The sequence below is a fragment of the Neobacillus drentensis NBRC 102427 genome (assembly GCF_001591445.1).
Classification (GTDB): Bacteria; Bacillota; Bacilli; order Bacillales; family Cytobacillaceae; genus Neobacillus; species Neobacillus drentensis.
This window is the reverse complement of the sequence record NZ_BCUX01000005.1, coordinates 182,234-201,514: the sequence shown is the minus strand read 5'-3', so window position 1 is coordinate 201,514 and position 19,281 is coordinate 182,234. Positions and strand designations below refer to the sequence as shown.

15 protein-coding genes are annotated in these 19,281 nt (G+C 37.5%); 11 read left to right on the top strand and 4 right to left on the bottom strand.

The features are described from left to right. Positions 1–54: 54 nt before the first annotated feature. From BDR01S_RS03530 to BDR01S_RS03520, 3 genes are read right to left on the bottom strand one after another with little or no spacing between them, the layout of a single operon-like run. Positions 55–1,722 carry a b(o/a)3-type cytochrome-c oxidase subunit 1 gene (locus BDR01S_RS03530; protein WP_066257039.1) on the bottom strand — a complete coding sequence of 556 codons (1,668 nt, stop codon included), beginning with the start codon at positions 1,720–1,722 and terminating at the stop codon, positions 55–57. Next, a complete protein-coding gene (locus BDR01S_RS03525; RefSeq protein ID WP_066257037.1) occupies positions 1,722–2,198 on the bottom strand; it encodes a cytochrome c oxidase subunit II in 477 nt (158 codons plus the stop codon). The genes BDR01S_RS03530 and BDR01S_RS03525 overlap by 1 nt, the downstream gene beginning before the upstream one ends. Before the next feature lie 21 nt (positions 2,199–2,219). Then, complete coding sequence (locus BDR01S_RS03520; protein ID WP_066257035.1) at positions 2,220–2,369, bottom strand: cytochrome c oxidase subunit 2A; 150 nt, start codon at positions 2,367–2,369, stop codon at positions 2,220–2,222. A gap of 706 nt (positions 2,370–3,075) precedes the next feature. On the opposite strand from BDR01S_RS03520, the gene BDR01S_RS03515 reads away from it, so the two are divergent. The 8 genes from BDR01S_RS03515 (at position 3,076) to BDR01S_RS03480 (ending at position 14,486) form a co-directional block, all read left to right on the top strand. After that, positions 3,076–4,164: a type III polyketide synthase gene (locus BDR01S_RS03515; protein WP_066257032.1), complete on the top strand. Its 1,089-nt coding sequence runs from the start codon at positions 3,076–3,078 to the stop codon at positions 4,162–4,164. A gap of 3 nt (positions 4,165–4,167) precedes the next feature. Next, positions 4,168–4,743: an isoprenylcysteine carboxyl methyltransferase family protein gene (locus BDR01S_RS03510; RefSeq protein WP_066257028.1), complete on the top strand. Its 576-nt coding sequence runs from the start codon at positions 4,168–4,170 to the stop codon at positions 4,741–4,743. 336 nt (positions 4,744–5,079) lie between these two features. Then, positions 5,080–8,736, top strand: a complete 3,657-nt coding sequence (locus tag BDR01S_RS03505) for a dynamin family protein (protein WP_066257025.1) — start codon at positions 5,080–5,082, stop codon at positions 8,734–8,736. Between the two features lie 31 nt (positions 8,737–8,767). Further along, entirely contained in the window at positions 8,768–9,595 is an 828-nt protein-coding gene (locus BDR01S_RS03500) for a sulfurtransferase (RefSeq protein ID WP_066257023.1), read from the top strand. Between the two features lie 71 nt (positions 9,596–9,666). Next, positions 9,667–10,560: a 5'-3' exonuclease gene (locus BDR01S_RS03495; protein WP_066257020.1), complete on the top strand. Its 894-nt coding sequence runs from the start codon at positions 9,667–9,669 to the stop codon at positions 10,558–10,560. 129 nt (positions 10,561–10,689) lie between these two features. Then, on the top strand, positions 10,690–11,415 hold the full coding sequence (locus BDR01S_RS03490) for a serine/threonine-protein kinase (protein ID WP_082797291.1): 726 nt from the start codon (positions 10,690–10,692) through the stop codon (positions 11,413–11,415). A gap of 68 nt (positions 11,416–11,483) precedes the next feature. Beyond that, positions 11,484–12,068, top strand: coding sequence for a protein kinase family protein (locus BDR01S_RS03485; protein ID WP_066257012.1), 585 nt, complete (start codon positions 11,484–11,486; stop codon positions 12,066–12,068). Positions 12,069–12,152: 84 nt separating this feature from the next. Beyond that, positions 12,153–14,486: a YheC/YheD family endospore coat-associated protein gene (locus BDR01S_RS03480; RefSeq protein WP_066257010.1), complete on the top strand. Its 2,334-nt coding sequence runs from the start codon at positions 12,153–12,155 to the stop codon at positions 14,484–14,486. Between the two features lie 41 nt (positions 14,487–14,527). Here BDR01S_RS03480 and BDR01S_RS03475 read toward each other — a convergent pair whose 3' ends face one another. Then, positions 14,528–15,697 carry a glycosyltransferase family 4 protein gene (locus tag BDR01S_RS03475; protein WP_066363001.1) on the bottom strand — a complete coding sequence of 390 codons (1,170 nt, stop codon included), beginning with the start codon at positions 15,695–15,697 and terminating at the stop codon, positions 14,528–14,530. A gap of 174 nt (positions 15,698–15,871) precedes the next feature. On the opposite strand from BDR01S_RS03475, the gene BDR01S_RS03470 reads away from it, so the two are divergent. Genes BDR01S_RS03470 through BDR01S_RS03460 form a run of 3 tightly spaced genes read left to right on the top strand, consistent with a single transcriptional unit; the run spans position 15,872 to position 19,247 of the window. Beyond that, positions 15,872–16,957, top strand: coding sequence for a YheC/YheD family endospore coat-associated protein (locus BDR01S_RS03470; RefSeq protein ID WP_066257009.1), 1,086 nt, complete (start codon positions 15,872–15,874; stop codon positions 16,955–16,957). A 24-nt stretch (positions 16,958–16,981) separates the two neighbouring features. After that, positions 16,982–18,208, top strand: coding sequence for an ATP-grasp domain-containing protein (locus tag BDR01S_RS03465; protein ID WP_066257007.1), 1,227 nt, complete (start codon positions 16,982–16,984; stop codon positions 18,206–18,208). A 13-nt stretch (positions 18,209–18,221) separates the two neighbouring features. Then, positions 18,222–19,247, top strand: coding sequence for a YheC/YheD family endospore coat-associated protein (locus BDR01S_RS03460; protein WP_066362999.1), 1,026 nt, complete (start codon positions 18,222–18,224; stop codon positions 19,245–19,247). The last annotated feature ends 34 nt before the right edge of the window (positions 19,248–19,281 follow it).

Here is a 19,281-nt window from a genome sequence, read left to right as displayed (position 1 = left end):
TCACTGAGATTGAAGCCTTTATAACCGCTGAACAGGGCGCTTGCGCTTTTCTAGTTACCATTTACTCCATGTTTGAAATCCTTTTGAGCCTGGAGGTGCATTTTGAATGATATCGATAAACGGAATCGTATACGCAAAAAGAATAAGAGCTGCTGCGATTCCAAGCCATAATTTCCAGTTTTCAAATACCATTGGTGCTTTTTCCTCAAGATTCTCAGCTACCGCAACAGGGAATTCCTCTTCCCCCTTAGGTGCAAAGAAAGCAAGATTGATGAAGATGATAATAACAAGGATAATGCCTATGAATAGTATCGTCCCGCCAACCGCTTGAGCAATTTGATATGGAATCCATTCTGCTGCTTGCTTGGATCCGCCATAGGTTGAGAAAGCAGAACGTCTTGGCCCGCCAAGCAAACCTTGGAAGTGCATTGCACCGGACATGAAAGCCATCCCAATAAACCAAACCCAAGCTTGGATAATTCCTAATTTATTCATTGCTTTTGTTAATTTACGTCCAGTTAAATGTGGAACCAACCAATAGGAAATCCCAAAGAACGTTAACACAACTGATGTTGCGGCTGTTAAATGGAAATGACCTGTTACCCAAATAGTATTATGAACTACTTGGTCCATTTGGTTAGATGCATTGATGATACCGCCAGCTCCTGCAGGGATAAACGAAGCCATACCGATAAAGGGAACGGTGAAACGAGCATCACCCCAAGGGAGAACTTTAAACCAGCCAAACAGACCGGTTGCTCCTTTTGAGCGTCCATATCTTTCAAATGTAGCAAACAATGAGAAAGCAGTCATTAACGAAGGAATAATAACCATGAAGGTTAAGATAACCTGTAAGAACTTCCAGGCAGGGTCAATCCCCGGTTCTGTTAATTGGTGGTGAAAACCTACCGGAATCGAGAAGAGCAGGAACAAAATAAATGACAAACGTGCTAATGAATCAGAGAAAATCTTCCCGCCGATAATTTTCGGGATAATCGCATACCAACACATATATGCAGGTAATAACCAGAAATAAACTAGTGGGTGTCCAAAATACCAGAATAGAGTGCGGCTTACTAGTACATCGACAGTGTCGACAAGTCCAAGTGACCAAGGAAGTAATTGGAATAATACCGTTGCTGCAACACCCAGTGTCGCAATAATCCACATAACCGTATTGATTACAGCCATAAAGCTTAATAACGGACTTGGCTGACCAGGATTATTCTTCCTCCATTTTGCATAAGTCATGATTTGTGCGGCACCATCAATCCAACTGCCTACAATTACGAAAGTTAGACCTAAGTAAAAAATCCAATGTGCTTTAAGTGGTGCATAAAAAGTGTAAAGAACCGATGCTTCTTTAAGTAAGACCATGGTTGCAGCCATTAAGGTACCGACTAACATGATCCAAAAACCAATCCAGCCAGTGCGTCGGGCTGCGTTTGAATGACCGCCAGTTGTCCTGCTTACGGCAGCATACTGAAATCCCATAATAAAAAATGTGGTTAAAACCAATCCCATTAATACACCATGGACGGTTAAGATTTGGTAATAATCAATGCCCCAAGGAAGCTCCCATTTACCGGAACGGACAAGGGTCTGTAACAGCCCCATTAAACCGCCAAGTGCAAGAGCAGAGAAGGCCACAAAGAAGTGCGCCATTGAAAGCTTAGCATCACGAGGGTCAACTTTTACTTTTGCTGTTGTAGAGTTAGCCATTATTTTACCACCTCAATCATCGAACTCATTAAATGGTGACCGGCACCACAATATTCATTACAAACAATTAGATATTCGCCTGTCTTATCAAATGTTGTCGTATATTCGCTGACATATCCAGGCTCTAGCATCATGTTTATATTTGTTCCAGCTACTTCAAAGCCATGGACGACGTCTTTTGTCGTGGCAATAACTTTAACCTTCGCACCAACTGGTACTTCCACTTTTAATGGATTATAAGAGAACGCTGCAGCCACATATACTAATTCATAGTCCCAATCTTTACCTTCAACCTTATGTAATCCTGGTTTATCAAATGGTTTTGTTTGATCGACTTTATCCACATTAATCGTAGTTAAACAACTTGGCGGCTTGTTGCCAAGATAGAATGCGCTTACTCCTACAACCGTTAAAAATACGACCAAAGCACTAATTCCAAAAGTTAACCAAATCTTCTCGAACTTATGCATATGCATCTTTCTTTCCCCCTTCAATCATTAAAAACGTTCAACAAACAGGTAATAGACACTTACCCAAGTGACAACAATAAAAGCTCCCAATAAGAAAACAGACGCTAATGTCCCTTTAAGAGAAGAGCTGTTTTCAATTTCTGTTTTTTGATTTGTTTTAAGTTCCGCTTTCGCCATCCCCCTGCACTCCCTTCAGAGTATTGTAAATTAATTATTAGTTCTCTTTCATAATACAAAACAATTGTGAAGAAAAAATAACAAATCTAATACTTCACAAAATGTTCATTCCTTAGATATCTACTATGTTAATATTATAAAATTGATGTAACAGTGATTTATATCACAATCATCAGGGGGTATTTGTGAACGAAATGTGAACTATCACACTTTACCTGTGATAAAAGTAATTGAATATGACCTCACTCAAGAAAATGAACAACTTTTTAGAATTATGTCACACTTTGAGATCCTCTAAATATGATAGTAATAAATTTATATTTTCCTCCAGAAAAGAGTGTGTTTTTGTGGAAAAATATTATTGTGATCGTTGCCGTCTTCTGTATAACGATGTAGAAATCTGTAAAATCTGTGGGACATTAGTGAAGAATAAAATTAATATTGAGGTTCAAAAACAACCAGATAAAAAATAAGACGAAAGAAGCATGTGATTGCTTCTGCTATGCTTTTTACTTCGAATTTTAAAAATGGAAATCATTAGCTAGTGAATGAAATTATTATCCATTATATAATTTAAGAGCACAGCAACAACCTTCAAAACGTTTGCTTCCCATCAAGGGAAGCTTTTTTTATGCTTTTTAAGATTAACGAATAATTACCATTAATTTGGAAAAAGTAACCTTACATAGATTGAAGGAGCAAATACATGCCTACGATTATTTCTGTTGCAGAGGTTATTCCGCCTTTTGAAGTGAACCAAAATCAAGCATCTGAATTTGCAAGAGAGCTTTTCGCTGATTCCTTTAAGGATATTGAAAGGCTTTTACGAGCTTTTCAAAATGGTCAAATTGAAAAAAGGCATTTCGTTAAAAATCTTGATTGGTTTAAAGAAGATCACACTTTTGAAGAAAAAAATTCAGCGTATATTGAGGCTGCGTGCACATTAGGAAAAGAAGCTGTCGAGAAATGCTTAAATAATTCGGATTTCTTAACAACAAATATTCCCTATCAAGAAATTGATATGATTTTTTATATCTCAACCACCGGAATCGCCACTCCTAGTATAGAAGCGAGAATTATGAACCTCCTGCCATTTAATTCGCACACAAAGAGGGTACCGATTTGGGGACTTGGCTGTGCAGGTGGTGCTGTTGGTATGTCGAGAGCCTATGAATATTGCCTGGCCTTTCCAAAAGCAAAGGTACTTGTCCTCTCAGTTGAACTCTGCAGCTTAACCTTTCAGCGCAATGATCTTTCCAAAAGTAATTTAATTGGTACCTCTTTGTTTGCCGATGGTGCAGCCTGTGCATTAGTTTGCGGTGATGAATCAAATATTGCGGATTTCAGGAAGAAGGCGACGTCGCCGTCCATCATAGCAACACAGTCCACTCTGATGCCGAACTCCTTAGATGTGATGGGCTGGGATATTAGGAGTACAGGTCTGTTTGTCGTATTCTCTCGGGATATCCCCAAAATCATTGAGGATTGGTTAAAGCCGAATGTAAGTGAATTTTTAGCAGAACATCAAATCAATCTTGAAAAAATTGACTATTTTATTGCCCATCCTGGTGGAAAAAAAGTGATCGATGCCTATGTAAAATCATTAGAGATACCGGCTTCAATGACTGACGTTTCGCTTGAAGTGTTAAAACAGTTTGGCAATATGTCTTCCACAACGATATTTTATGTGCTGAAGCGTTACCTGGAGATGGATATTCCTCAGGATGCGATAGGACTTGGTACCGCGCTTGGACCAGGTTTCAGTTCAGAACTGCTCTTGTTTAGGTGGGTATAAAAAATGACCGATATTTTCTCATTTCTGCTGTTAGTTGGATTCATTGTTATTCAGCGGTTATTTGAACTTAGAATTGCAAAAAGTAATGAAAAATGGATGAAGCAGCGAGGGGCTGTTGAATTTGGAGAAAAGCATTACCGCTATATGGTGATGATGCATTTTTTCTTCTTTCTCCTCTTAAGTTGTGAAAAGGTTTTTAGGAATCAGGGGCTTTCTCCTTTTTGGGGCATCCTAATTATTCTTTTTCTAGTTGCCCAGTTATTCAGGATATGGGCGATTACCTCACTGGGAAGGTTCTGGAATACAAAGATCATTGTGTTAAGAAATGCAAGTGTGATCAGAAAGGGACCATACTGTTTTATCAAGCATCCTAATTATTTTGTTGTAGCGGTTGAACTGGCAGTTGTACCATTAATGTTCAACGCCTTTTTAACCGCAGGTTTATTTACACTATTAAATATCATAATGCTGATGATTCGGATCCCTGAAGAGGAAAAGGCGCTAAAGGAACTGACGGAATATGAAGGGACATTTAAAAATTGTAACCGGTTTCTTCCTCATGTTGTTAAAAAAGTGTGACAATTTTTAGAGGTCTATTGAAAATGATTATCACCTATGTTAAACTTTGATTATCGATGAAAATCATTCTCAACGAGAGTCTGATAAGGAAGGTGTTAAAATTGACTTTTGCTTTAGTTGGCGGAACGGTTATTGTTTATGCATTTGTCATGAAGCACGTCTTAAAAAATGTTACACATTAAATGAATACTTTTTCGTGAGCCAAGGTCCTTCACCTTGGCTCTTTGTCGTTTTAGGGAGAAATTTGTTTTTAGTAATAGCAGTGTCAAGATAGGAAAAGTTTGAATTATCGTATAAAATAAAAAATATTACAAAGTTGTTAAGGGGAATAAGTAAATGGTGAAAACAGCCGATCAGATAGCAGACATCCAAACACTAAGAACAAAGATCGTTTCAATATATGAATATCTATACGAACAAGCGGATTATGATCATGCAGAAAAGGTTAAACAACTGGCAAGAAAGCTGAAGGATAGAGAGTTTATGATTGCATTCTGCGGCCATTTCTCCGCAGGGAAATCGACAATGATTAATCAGCTCGTTGGAGAGAATTTACTTCCAGCTAGTCCAATTCCAACAAGTGCAAATTTAGTGAAGGTGAAGGCAGGAGAGGAATATGCAAAGGTCTTTTTCAAAAATGAGAAGCCGCGTATCTATTTAGCTCCGTATGATTATGAAGTTGTTAAGAATTATTGCAAAGACGGCGACCAAATTGAAGAAATTGAAATTAGTCACAGTGACACAGGGTTACCTGCCAATACGGTAATAATGGATACACCCGGTATTGATTCTGCAGATGACGCCCACCGAATAGCTACCGAATCGGCCATTCATCTTGCGGATATCATTCTTTATGTTATGGACTATAACCATGTCCAAGCAGAGTTGAATTTTTTATTTACAAAGGAACTAACCCAAGCTGGAAAAGAAGTTTACTTAGTAATCAACCAAATTGATAAACATAATGAGGAAGAGTTGAGTTTCATCGAGTTTCAAAGTAGTGTGGTGGATTCGTTTGCATCATGGGGAGTGAAACCGGCTCGGATTTTTTATACATCATTGAAGAATGAGGATCAACCTTTTAATGAATTCAAAGATCTTAAACAATTTATTGCCGGAAAATTGGCGTCAAAGGACAAATTATTAGTTCCATCCATTTTTCATTCCTTAAAAAAAATTACCCAAGATCATCTCGCTCAAAGCAGTAAGCAAGATGAGATTGAGCTAAGTCCCATTTTTGAGGTATTGAATGAGTTATCTGAGGAAGAAAGAAGAGAATTGTCCAATGCTTCTCGAGAACTGGAAGGGAACCTTACGACTTTAAAAGAGGGGGCAGCCGTAACTGAGAAGGAATTTGAGTATCAAATTGCCCAAATACTGAAAAATGCGTACCTAATGCCTTTTCAAACCAGAGAGTTAGCTGAGCGCTATTTGGAATCCTGCCAGCCGGAATACAAAGTTGGATTCTTATTTTCTAAGCAAAAGACGTTGGAAGAGAAGAAGTTGAGGCTTGAACACTTCCATCATGATATTCTTGATAAAACAAAATCTCAGCTCGAGTGGCATATACGCGAATTTTTACTGCGCACTTTAAAGGAAACGGGTCTAAACGCGGGGGACTTACAAGGCTTGGCACAATCTTATTCCATCGAAGTTCAGTCTAACCTTTTATCAGAAACAGTAAAGTCCGGTGCACGAGTATCAGGTGAATATGTTCTACATTACACAGAAGATGTGGCCAATGAAATTAAAAAAATTGCCCGACAAAACCTGGCGCTTTTTAAAGAAGAGTTCTTAAAAGCCTTAAGACAACAAACAGCCCAATTAATAGAACAGTATGAACAGGAAATGACCAAAAACGGCAGATATATTGATGCCTTATCAGTGCTGACAAATTATCAACATAAAGCTAAATTGAAAGAAACCAAGATTGAAGAGTTATTAACAAAAGATGAAATCTTCCAAGAAGATATTCATTATCTATTTAGCCAAGACGAAAAAGAGTATGAATTGGTCAAGACACAGGAGACAAAGTCAGAGAACGAAAGAATTATTAATAGGAACAGTTTGAAAAGCGATGATGACAATAAGGCTTCGTTCAAAGAACTTAAACTTCCATCCTCAGGTGATCATTTAGAGCAAACCGTGGAACGTCTTCAAAAAACGTCATCTTTAATCCAAGACCTTCCCGGTTTTCGGAAGCTTTCTAAGGATTTAGTCGATAAGGCAGAAAGACTCGAAAACAAGGGCTTTACGGTGGCATTATTTGGAGCATTTAGTGCCGGCAAATCTTCCTTTGCGAATGCGCTTATGGGTGCTAAGATTCTGCCTGTTTCTCCAAATCCAACCACCGCTGCCATTAATAAAATTAAACCTGTTACGGAGACACATCCGCATGGCACCGTGCTTGTTAAATTTAAGGAAGCAGTTGCGATGCTTGAGGATGTTAATCGCTCCTTGAGAGTATTTGAACTTCAGGCAGAGGATTTTGAGGGGGCTGCCAAAAAAATTAACGAGATGATCCTACAAGATGGGCAGGATGGCGGTGTCTTGGAGAAGACACATTTTGCATTCTTACAGGCATTCACTAGAGGATATCAAGCGTTTGGAAACTTATTAGGAACAGTACTTGAAACTGACGTAAGTGAATTTACCGAGTTCGTTGCAAATGAAGAAAAATCCTGTTACGTCGAATGGATTGAGCTCTACTATGATTGTGAGTTAACCAAAAAAGGGATTACACTTGTAGATACACCCGGAGCTGATTCAATCAATGCCCGCCATACAGGTGTTGCTTTTGATTACATTAAAAATTCGGATGCCTGTTTTTTTGTTACCTATTACAATCATGCCTTTTCGAAAGCCGACCGTGAATTTTTAATCCAGCTTGGACGGGTAAAGGAATCCTTTCAAATGGATAAATTGTTCTTTATTATTAATGCGATTGACCTTGCTGAGAATGAAGAGGAAAAGGACACCGTTCTTGATTATGTCGAGGAACAACTCGGCAAATATAGAATAAGAAACCCCCATCTGTATCCTGTATCAAGTTTGCTGGCATTAAAAGAAAAGGTGACGCAAAATCCACATTTGGAATCGGGAATGGCTAACTTTGAGCAGGCCTTTTATCATTTTATTACCAATGAATTAACAGAAATGGCTATTACTTCAGCTGAAAAAGAAATAACTCGTGTCCATGAATTAATTGATAAACTTATCAAAAGTTCACAAGAAGACCAATCGGTAAAAGAGAAAAAGCGCGGCACGATTGAAAAACAAAAAGCAAGAATCTTTGAATTATTGAAAAGCCAAATGACGGACAGCTTGCAACACCGCCTGAATCAAGAAGCAGAAGAATTGGTTTATTACATCAAACAAAGAGTTTTCCTTCGCTTTGGGGATTTCTTTAGGGAGTCATTTAATCCCGCCACACTAAAGGATGATGGGCGGAATTTGAAAAAAGTACTATTAGTTGCACTCGATGAATTTCTCGAAAGCCTGGGATTTGATTTTGCTCAGGAAATGCGAGCAACCACTGTCCGGATCGATCGATTTGCTGAAAAGCAATTGGCAGATTACCAATCAGGTCTGATCCGAAATTTACAAGAAATCAATCAAGATCTTTCTTTTTCAGCCTTTGAAGTGAACCATCAACAAGCAATCGAATTTCCTATTGCCTTTAAAGATATGAATAAACAGCAATTTACGAAAGCCTTGTCATATTTTAAAAGCCCAAAATCATTTTTTGAGAAAAATGAAAAGAAATTCATGAGTGATGAACTGTATCAAGTGCTTAATTTGACTGCGGATGAATATTTAACGCATGAGGCACACCGTTTAAAAGCACATTATTCAGATGAAATCGCAAAGGAATTCAACCGTTTACTAGAACAAATGAATGAACAAGTGGATAATTTTTATTTAAGTCACCTATCAGCCTTAGATGGTGGAATTTCGGTTGAATATTTAAGGGATATACAAAAAAACTTGTAAAGTAATAATCAAAGACAAGGAGGAAGCTGGCGTGAAGTTTGTTAAAGACAAAGAATGGTTAGTAAAAAGCTTGACCGAGAATAAAGTCAAGGTTGTCGATTGCCGATTTTCACTAGCTGAGCCGGAAAAAGGCAGTCAAGACTATATTAAGGGTCATCTTCCCGGCGCAGTTTTCTTTGATCTAGAGAGAGACTTATCGAGCCCGATTCAAGTCCATGGCGGTCGGCATCCAATGCCAGTGCTAGAGGATTTAATCACAAAAATAGAAACTGCGGGTATTGATGAAAACACTGTAGTTGTCGCCTATGATAACGGGGAAGGTGCCTATGCAGCCCGTTTATGGTGGCTGCTTCAGTACCTGGGTCATGAAAATGTTTATGTACTTGATGGGGGATTTAATGGGTGGTCAGCAGCAAATTATCCAATAACGCAAGATATTCCTTCCTTTGATAAGGCAGAATTCCATTACAGCATTAAGCCGGAATTACTAGCAACCACAATAGAAGTAAAAGATGTAGTTGAAAAAAAGTCGGAAAATAAGGTCTTAATCGATTCCAGGGAACCAAAAAGGTATCTGGGGTTGGAAGAAACGATTGATAAAAAAGCCGGGCATATCCCCGGTTCCATAAATAAACCCTGGATGGAAGGGTTTAGTGAGAGTCGATATAAAAATGTAGAAAAACAGAAGCAAAGGTTTTCAGACATCGACCCGAATAAAGAGATTATTGTTTACTGTGGTTCAGGGGTTACCGCAACCCCTAATTACCTGGCATTAAAAGAAGCCGGTTTTGAAAAAGTAAAACTCTATGTCGGGAGCTTCAGTGATTGGATTTCCTATGAGAATCATAAAATAGAGTAATTTTTCAGGCCAACTTATGTTATAATGGAAAACGTGTTGTTTTAAAGCGACACAAAATAAGGAGGTCACAAATGACTAATCAAAAGCCTTCACTTATGCTTGTTGATGGAATGGCCCTGCTATTCCGTGCATTCTACGCTACTGCAGTTACTGGACAATTTATGATAAATTCAAATGGAACACCGACAAATGGAATTCATGGCTTTGTTAAGCATTTATTCACTGCGGTTTCTTCATTTAAACCCTCACACCTCGCCGTTTGTTGGGATATGGGCAGTAAGACCTTTCGTACGGAATTATTTTCGGATTATAAAGGCAATCGTGGTGAAGCACCGATCGAGCTGATCCCGCAATTTGATTTAGTAAAAGAAGTGGTCGCATCTTTTGATATTCCCAATATTGGATTAGCGGGTTATGAAGCAGATGATTGCATTGGAACGATTGCCAATCAATCGAAAGACCTTGCCCATGTGTCGATCCTGACGGGTGATCAGGATATGCTGCAACTGCTTGATGATAGTATTTCTGTTATTTTATTAAAAAAGGGATATGGTAACTACTTGGTGCATACTCCTGAGACCTTTTTTGAAGATAAAGGGATTACACCCAGACAAATGATTGATTTAAAAGCACTTATGGGGGACACTAGCGATAATTATCCCGGCGTTAAAGGGATTGGAGAAAAAACAGCTCTAAAGCTCCTTCAGGAGTTCGAACATGTTGAGGGGATTATCTCAAATTTAGATCGATTGTCCAAGTCAAATAAGACTAAGATCGAGCAAGATTTAGAAATGCTCCATTTGTCGAGACTGCTTGCCGAGATAAAATGCGATGTTCCCGTGAGTTGTGCATTGGATGATGCCAGCCTGCGTATTGAAAAAGAAAAAGCAGTAAATAAGTTAATGGAATTAGAGCTTCGTGGATTGCAGAGGCTCCTGCCAATAGACGAAATGTTTGTTTCATAAAAAATGAGGTTGTCCACTTGAGACAACCTCATTTTTTATGGTTATACATACAAGAATTCTTGTCTTACTAATAATAAGATATAAAAAAGCCAAGTTCACAAAGGGGGAACTACATTCGAAAAGTATACACTGGATCATCAACCTATAGGGAAGGGTGCGACAAGCCTGGTCTTTTTTGGTTTGAATGAACAAAAAAAGCAGGTAGTAATAAAAAAGGTTGAAAGCAAAAAAGAAGCAGAACAAGAGAGCAATCTACTAAAAAACATACCGATTCATAAACATATCATTACCTTTTTAGATTTTTTCGAGGAGGAACAAACAGGGTATATTGTATTTGAATATCACCCCGGCGGAAGACTTGGTTATTTTAAAAAAGGAATCATTCATGATCAACAATGTGCAGTTCAAATAACAATTAGTATCCTTGAAGGATTAAAGGTAATCCACCAACATGGCATTCTCCATTGCGATATTACTCCACATAACATTTTAATTTGTAATAATGACCCGAAAACAGTCAAAATCATTGATTTCGGTTCTGCTGTCCGTACAAATGAATCGGGTGAATATATAGGAAATCATCGAGGGGCTACAAGATGGTATCGACCACCGGAGCTTAAGAAACAAAATCACATCTTTTCTGCCAACTTAACTTACAGTTCAGATTTATATAGTGCTGCATGTGTATGTTTGTACCTGTTAACAGGTTTTGCACCCATACGGAAAATACAAGCATGCAAACAGATTCCCAATCAGAAGTTACAAAAGGTTATGAGGAAAGCAACAAGAAAGAATAAACTCAAACGGTTTCAATCGGCACAAGAGTTTATTGATGCACTAATGCCATTTTCCTAACATGTAGTCCCAGGAATGGTTTTAACAGGGGACAAAATATTAATTTCCATAAAAGGGGATTATGCCAGATGAATGATTATACCCAAATTGTCGTTACGCCGGGGAGGCCAGTTCAGGTTCAAATCAATCCAACAGACTATCCCCTGATTGGAAAAGGATTGCAAGGAGCAGTGTTTAAACTATCCGATGACCGCTGTGTGAAAATTTATTCAAAACAAATTTATTGCCTTCGAGAAAAGCATGTATTACAACATATTGGTGAAAAAACAGCCATTTTACCAGAGGTTTATGAAGCGGGAGAAAATTATATTATTATGGAGTATCTTACCGGGCCTTCCTTGCAAGAATTTCTTGGAAAATCAAAGGAAATTTCCGAGGAGTTAACAATTGAAATTATTGATTTAATTAAAGAACTTAGAGGTTTACAGTTTATGAGAATTGATTTCTCCTTAAGACATACGATCTATAATAAGAATGGAAAGTTGAAAATTATCGATCATGTTAATTCTTTTAAAATTCACAGGTCGTTTCCAAAACGACTTTTCAAGGACTTAAAAAAATTAGGTCTATTAGCAACATTTTTAGAGCATGTAAAAAATCAAGAACCAGACATCTATGAACAATGGGGAAAATTCTTGAAAATAAAAGAATAACATCAACAGATTATTCCTTACAATTTCATAGAATCATGAATGCAAAATAATAAATGACCTGAAATGATTGAGGGTGACAGAGAAATGGATGAAAAGTCTATTGGTATTATTTTACCAAATCGGCAATGGAATAGGCTTGCCCATGAGGAATTAACCAAGGGTGATTCCTTTGTTTTCCAATATGCAATAGCGGGCGAAGAGTTAAATTTGAACATACTATTTTTTAATTTAGAAGAATTGCAGGTAAACGAACGTAAGGGAAATGCAATGATGATCAAAGATGAGGAGATAGTTTTACTGGGTTTCATAGAAATTCCGTCAATTATCTATAATCCCACAAATTATCATCGCAAGAAAAACAATCGGACAATCTTTGAACTTGCACAGCAAACAGGTATTACGCTCATTAATGAAAAGACCAATATTAAGAATAAGGATTTCCTGGATTTGATGGCAACACATCCTGCCCTAAAGGATGTAAATTTAGTTACCAGGAATCAAAATCTGACATCCGTCAGTATATACGTTTTAGGACAAAAACATTGCGATCATCAATGGGATACTCCGTTCATTTATGCCAAGAAAGATGACGAAGTATTACCCTTTAAGGAAGCCTATCTGCTACTTACTGATAATCTTTTAATGCTAGAGGAAACGCAAGAAGACCTTTTTGAAGTAAGTCACCAAATTTTAGAGATTCTCCATTATTATTATCCAAGAATCTATGAAATTGGTCTACAGTTTGTGTTGATGAAAAATGGTGAAATTAGAATTCAGTCCACATGTCCTATCCTCACCATTGTGAAAGACATAAGTGAAAGTAATCAAAAAGTAGCTGGTACGATTCTTAAGTGGCCAATTGAGCTCGCTAAAGAAATCATGGATTTGAACAATGATGATCAAACCCTGCACACGAATAGTGGGGAAACTGAAGCAAACGTTCAGGAAAGCAATGTAGAATTACAACATGATAAAATTACCCCGTTTGTCAAAAAATCAAGTCCCCATTTTGAAAATGTTTGGGTGAAATTTAAGGTTTTTCATGATAATGAAATGAAAATGAAGTTACCGGACCGACTTACCGAGAACTGGAGGGAACAACCTGAAATTGTAAAATTTGGGGTGAATGAAGAGACCTGTCACTTTGACATTTACGAAGACGCAATCCCGCTAAGACATAATTCCTATCAAAATCCAGTGGAACTGTTTGTTTCTAACGCTCTCGTAAAACTTATGCATCTCCCTGTGGACCTGGTATATCAAATCCGATTTTCAGAGAGAAAGGCAATTATTGGTCCAACCATCGGCTTTCTGTTAGGTGAAAAAAGTCATGTCTATAATTTAGATTATATGGAGAAATTCAATGATCGTTTTGGGGAATACCATCGTTATGGCGGAGTAACAATCGCCTTTTCAGCAAGTTCAGTCGATTGGGAAAAGAGAATTGCTTATGGGATGATCTATGACCCGGTAAAAAAACATTGGCGCTATGATTCTACCCCCATCCCCTCTACCATCTACCGTCGAAATTTCCATCAAAAGGAAAATGATATTCGACAACTTGTGGAATTAACCGATAATCATTTATTTAATTCCTATCACTTTAAAAAATCAGATCTTTATTTACTAAAAAACAACCCGGAAATTAAGCAACACTTACCGGCCACTATCCTTTTAGATAACATGGAAGAATTAATTGACTTTGTAATAGAAAATGGAAAGGTTATTTTAAAGCCTGTAAGTTTATCCAGAGGACGCGGAATTTTTATAGTAGAATTAGATTCTAAAACAGAAGGTTTTAGCTTATTTGATTATCGGAATATGACAAAAGTAGAGCACAGACTGAAGGATAAAGAAGATCTACAAGCACTGTTAGAGGAAATGGGGATTTTTGATCAAGAGTATTTATTTCAAACCTATATCCCGCTCCTAAAGGTAAATAATCGATCCCTTGATGTCAGGGTTGTGATGCAGAAATATAACAATAGGAAGTGGCAATGCTCAGGAATTGAATGCAGGGTTGCTCGAGAAGATGAAGACCTAACCAATATTGCTCGGGGTGGAGAGGCGATGACATTGGAAAAAGTCATCAAGAGTTCAACCCAAGGACTAAACTTTTCGCTTGTTTATCGGAACATTTTAAACCTTTGCCAAAGGTTTTGCCGGATAATGGACCAAAAAAATGAACATTTTGCTGAATTTGGTATAGATATCGCTTTAGATGAGCATGGCTTCCCGTGGATTTTAGAAGCAAATATATATCCCAGCTTCAAAGGCTTTAAGACATTGGATTATGACACGTATTTAAAAATTCGGACCCAGCCAATGTTTTATGCAGTTCAAATTCAAGAGTTCCAAATTCTTGATGAAGATGCGTATGGAAATACAATTCAGTTCCATGAAAGAGCATTTTTATAGTTAGGAATGTCCCTTTAGGAACTATTCCTTAAAGGGACGTTCTATTTTTTATCAGTTATCATTTCGATATACAATTGAAGGATACGGTTAGAACTCTTCTCCCAAGTGAAATGTTCCATCACTCGTTCAACACTGTTAAGACCTAATAATTCCACTTTTTTAGGATTGTTTAAGAGCTGAATTACACAAGTGGATAGCTCCACTTCAATATTTTGTAGATTTATCAAATACCCCGTTCTCCCATGTTCAATAACCTCCGGCATTCCCCCAATTTTTGTTGCGATAACGGGAACACCACATGCCATTGCTTCCACATTCACTAATCCGAATGCTTCATGTCCAATTGAAGGGACTAAAACAAGATCTGCTGCCTTAAACCAATGGTGGATTTCCTCATGTGAGATAAACGAAACAAACCGGACGTGCTCCGGAAAATTCTTTGCTAATGTAAATAATTTGTCAACATAGCTGGTTCTTCTTTCTGAACCATAAAACGCACTGCCGGCAATAAGTAATAAGGTGTTAGGCACCGCTTGGATAATTGAAGGCATAGCCTGCAGTATTATATGAATTCCCTTTATTTTTCTTAAGCGTCCGACAAATAAGATGATTTTCCTCCCTTCAAGGTTCATTTGTTTAATAAACTTTTCTTTATTACTTATCTGATTTAATGACCATTTCGATTGGAATTGAGTGGTATCCACCCCTAAATAATTGACAATGACTTTATTTGCATCACAATCTGTTAGTTTTATTAAATAATCTTTAAGAAAATGGCTGTTGACAATAATTTTATCAGCTTGATGGAGATTTCTAATTAACGCTTCCTTTTCAATATGTGCTTTAGAAATAAACATGGTCGAGTGCAGTGATAAGAAAATCAGTGCATTTTGAAACCTGTGCCGAATGAGGGGAATATATTTTGGGCGATTTTCTATTTGGATGATATCGGGATTGAGTTTTGACAGTTTTGTCATGACATTAGAGAGGTACCTTGTCCAATGTCGATAAGTAACCCTGACATAAGAAATATTTCCTTGTTTTTCAACGGAAGGGAGATCTTTTGTCTTTTTCCCAAAGACAGTGAATTGAATATCGTTTTGGAGAATGTTTGTTTGCATCTCGATAACTGTTTCAACGGAACTTGAACGAGATGATGGAATGGGGAAGGAACCAGGGGTTATGATGGCCACTTTTGGTTTAATTCTCATTATACATAACACCTCTTAAAGTAATGTAACTTAGTGTATTCGATTATTTTATGAATGTTTCAAAAAAATTGGAGTTTTTATCTCTCCAAATCTATAACCCTTGCATTTAATAGTAAGAAGCGGTTTGTTGAGGTCACCTGAACGTAAACCCTATTCATAAGGCGGGGAAATAGCTTGAAACAGGAGTATATTGGAATTATCATCGGTTCGCAATTATATCGAGAAATTGTGAACGGTAAACAGTCACAAGTCCTTGCTTTCTATGAGGAAGCGGGTAAGATAAATAATCTCATTCCAGTTTATCTTCGGTTGGAGGATTTGCAGCCCGGTTTATCTGAGACAACGGGTTATGTGATGAATAGAAACGGTAAGTATCAGAAAAATACTATTCCTAAACCTTTCGTTATTCATAACAGAGGGTATCAATGTAGCTCAGCAGCCAAGAAACAGCTTAAAAGTTTACAAGCAGAAGGCATAATATTTTTTAATGAATGGAATCAGTATGGGAAATACAAAATTCATAAACTATTAGCGGAAAGTGAAGACCTAAGAGCACATCTCCCTGATACGGTCCAATTTAATCAAAGTAATATGTTTGAAATGATGGGAAAACACAGGGAATTAATAATCAAACCGAGCAGTGGTACATTTGGAAGACGTAACATGAAAGCAACGCGCCTTAACGATTCAGAGTGGTTGCTGACCTATCCGCAAAAAGATAGGTGGCAGGAAGAAATCATCCTTGTAGACCGGTTACCATTGAAAATAGATTCTTTGGTAACGAGCGGGATTTATATTATCCAATCGAGAATTCGACTTGCAGAATATAATAATAATCCATTTGACCTTCGGGTATCCGTCCAACGAAATGGGAATGGCACATGGCAAGTGACCGGGATGGTGGGGAAAGTAGCTAAAACAGGCAGCATTGTTACAAATGCTGCTCAAGGCGGTATCTGTTTTGCCTTTGAAGATATTCTAAGAAACCTTCCCGACTTGGATGATAAACGAGTAGTGGCTGACGTGGAAGAACTATCCTTGAAGGTTGCCAAGCAACTGAGTAATCAAATTGAAAACCTAGCAGATATTGGACTTGATGTCGGGATTACAAAGGATGGTCTTCCCATGTTTATTGAATGTAATGCTAGAGATTTAAGGTTAACCTTTCGTCATGCATTAATGTTCGAAACATGGCGAGATACCTACATTACTCCAATAAGCTATGGAAAGTACTTATTAACTAAAAGAACCAGCCAATAAAAAACACAGAGGAAGTAGGTTGATATGCAAACAATTGTCTTTGTTGGAAGTAACAAATCAGGAACAAGCAGAGAAGCCCTCGGTACATCAAAAACTATGGGTTATTATACAGTTCTATTAACGAATAGAAGAGAATTTGTCAAACAAATAGATGAATTTCCTGAAGTGGATCGGATGGTGTATGTAGATAATTTATTTGAAAAAGAGATTGTTTTTTCAATCCTCAAAAATCTCGAAGATGATCGAAAACAAATCTGTGCAGTTATTAGTTTTATAGACCCTTATGTTTCTTATGCGGCACGAATCTCTGAAGAGTTAGGACTTTTTCCTGTGTCCAAGGATGCTTTGGCAATCATGGAGGAGAAAACACGTTTTCGTGAACATCTTAAAACGCTGCCTGTATCACCAAAATTTACTATCTTTCAGGGAGAACAATTGTCTATTCAGCAATTTGCCGAGGGGAATCAGCAGCATTTACCACTTATATTAAAGTATCCAGTATCCAACGGGTCAAAGGATGTTTTACTAGTTGAAACCATCTCAGAGCTAAAAGAAGGTTTAGAATATTTAAATAAAAAATTCCCTTCCAGCCCGGTATTAATTGAAGAATATTTGTTTGGAACGCAATACTTAATTGAAGTCATCGCTAAGGATGGGCAGATTTCGATGGTGGCAGTAATTGAACAGGAGGTATCAAATGGTGATCGTTTTATCATTACTGGGTATTGTTATCCAGCCCAACTAGATCAAGTGACTTTTGAGGAATTACAAAGCGCGGTTGAAAGTATTATTCAAGCGCTGGAATTGGAAAATGGAACATGTCATTTAGAAATGAGGCTCATTGATGGAAAGTGGAAGTTAATCGAAATTAATCCTCGTATGTCAGGGGGGGCGATGAATAGAATTATTCTAGAGGGAACCGGAATCAATTTAGTGAAAGAAACACTTAAACTCTACCTAGGGCAAGACCCGATCCTAGAAGTAACTAAAAAAACACATGTTTATGCAAAATATCTTACTATTAATTCACGCGGCATACTCGTAAAAGTGACCGGCAAAAATAAAGCTTCTAATTATGATGGTGTTAAGGAAGTTTATGTAAAGCCAAGAAAAGGTGCCATCTTAACAAAACCATATTCACTAGGTGATCGCTATGCCTATGTAATTGCGACTGCTGATAACCCTGAACAAGCGAAGGAGATTGCCCTGTCAGCATCAAAAGAAATCAAGTTTTATTTAGATCCACTTTAAGGATGTGATGATTTTGAAGTCAATTGGCATGCTTCATAATCGAAAAAATCCGCAAGAAGTTAAAAAAGCATATCCTTTTGCTGCTGTTGCAAAAATGGAGGGAATTCCTTTTTTTTACTTTTCGTTCAACAATGTTGATTTTAATCTTATGAAAATTAATGGGTGGATCTATCAACAGGGGGAATGGGTACAAACAGTAATGGACTTTCCAGCAGTCATCATTAACAGTTGCAACCCTAAGACGGAAAGGCAATCGGCTATTTTGAAAAAACTAAAGGAATATTCACTATTCACAAGTTATCCTGTTGGAAATAAGTTTAAAGTATATAAAAAACTACTTAAAGCGCACGAATTCTCCAGTTATTTGATTCCTTCCGTAAGATTAAGTAATCCACAAGTGTTTAACTCTTTTCTTCAGATGCATTCTCGTGCCGTTATAAAACCTGTAAATGGAAATCAAGGCAAAAAAATATTATTTATCGAAAAACTTAATGACATGCAAACGTATAAATTAACGGACGGCCCAAATGTTCAACTGTTTAACACCAAGGAAATGGAGGTTCTAATTGAAAGGTTAGTCCTAGAGCAGAAATATTTGCTTCAGCCGTTTATTGAATGTAAAACAAAAGCGGGATTAACCTATGACTTTCGCTTACATGTTCAAAAAAATAGACAGGGTTTATGGGAAATCACATTGATTTATCCACGGGTTAGTGGTAACACCAAATTGATTAGCAATATTAGCAGCGGAGGGTACCGCGGCGACTTAGAACCTTTTCTTTTAGATGAATTTGGGGAAGAGTCCGAACGAATAAAAACAGACTTGGAGAAATTTGCACTGACAATTTCTGCCCATTTAGACACATTATATGAACATTCCTTCGATGAACTTGGGATTGATGTTGGAATCGATTCACAGCAAAATTTCCGGATATTTGAAGTGAACTGGAGACCGGGTTGTAAACACAGGGAATTTGAAGTGGCTAGACGGCTAATTCCTTATTGTGCCTACCTGGCTGATACTGCTCATAAAACATGAAACTGACTGTCACAATAGGGGCAGTCAGTTTCAT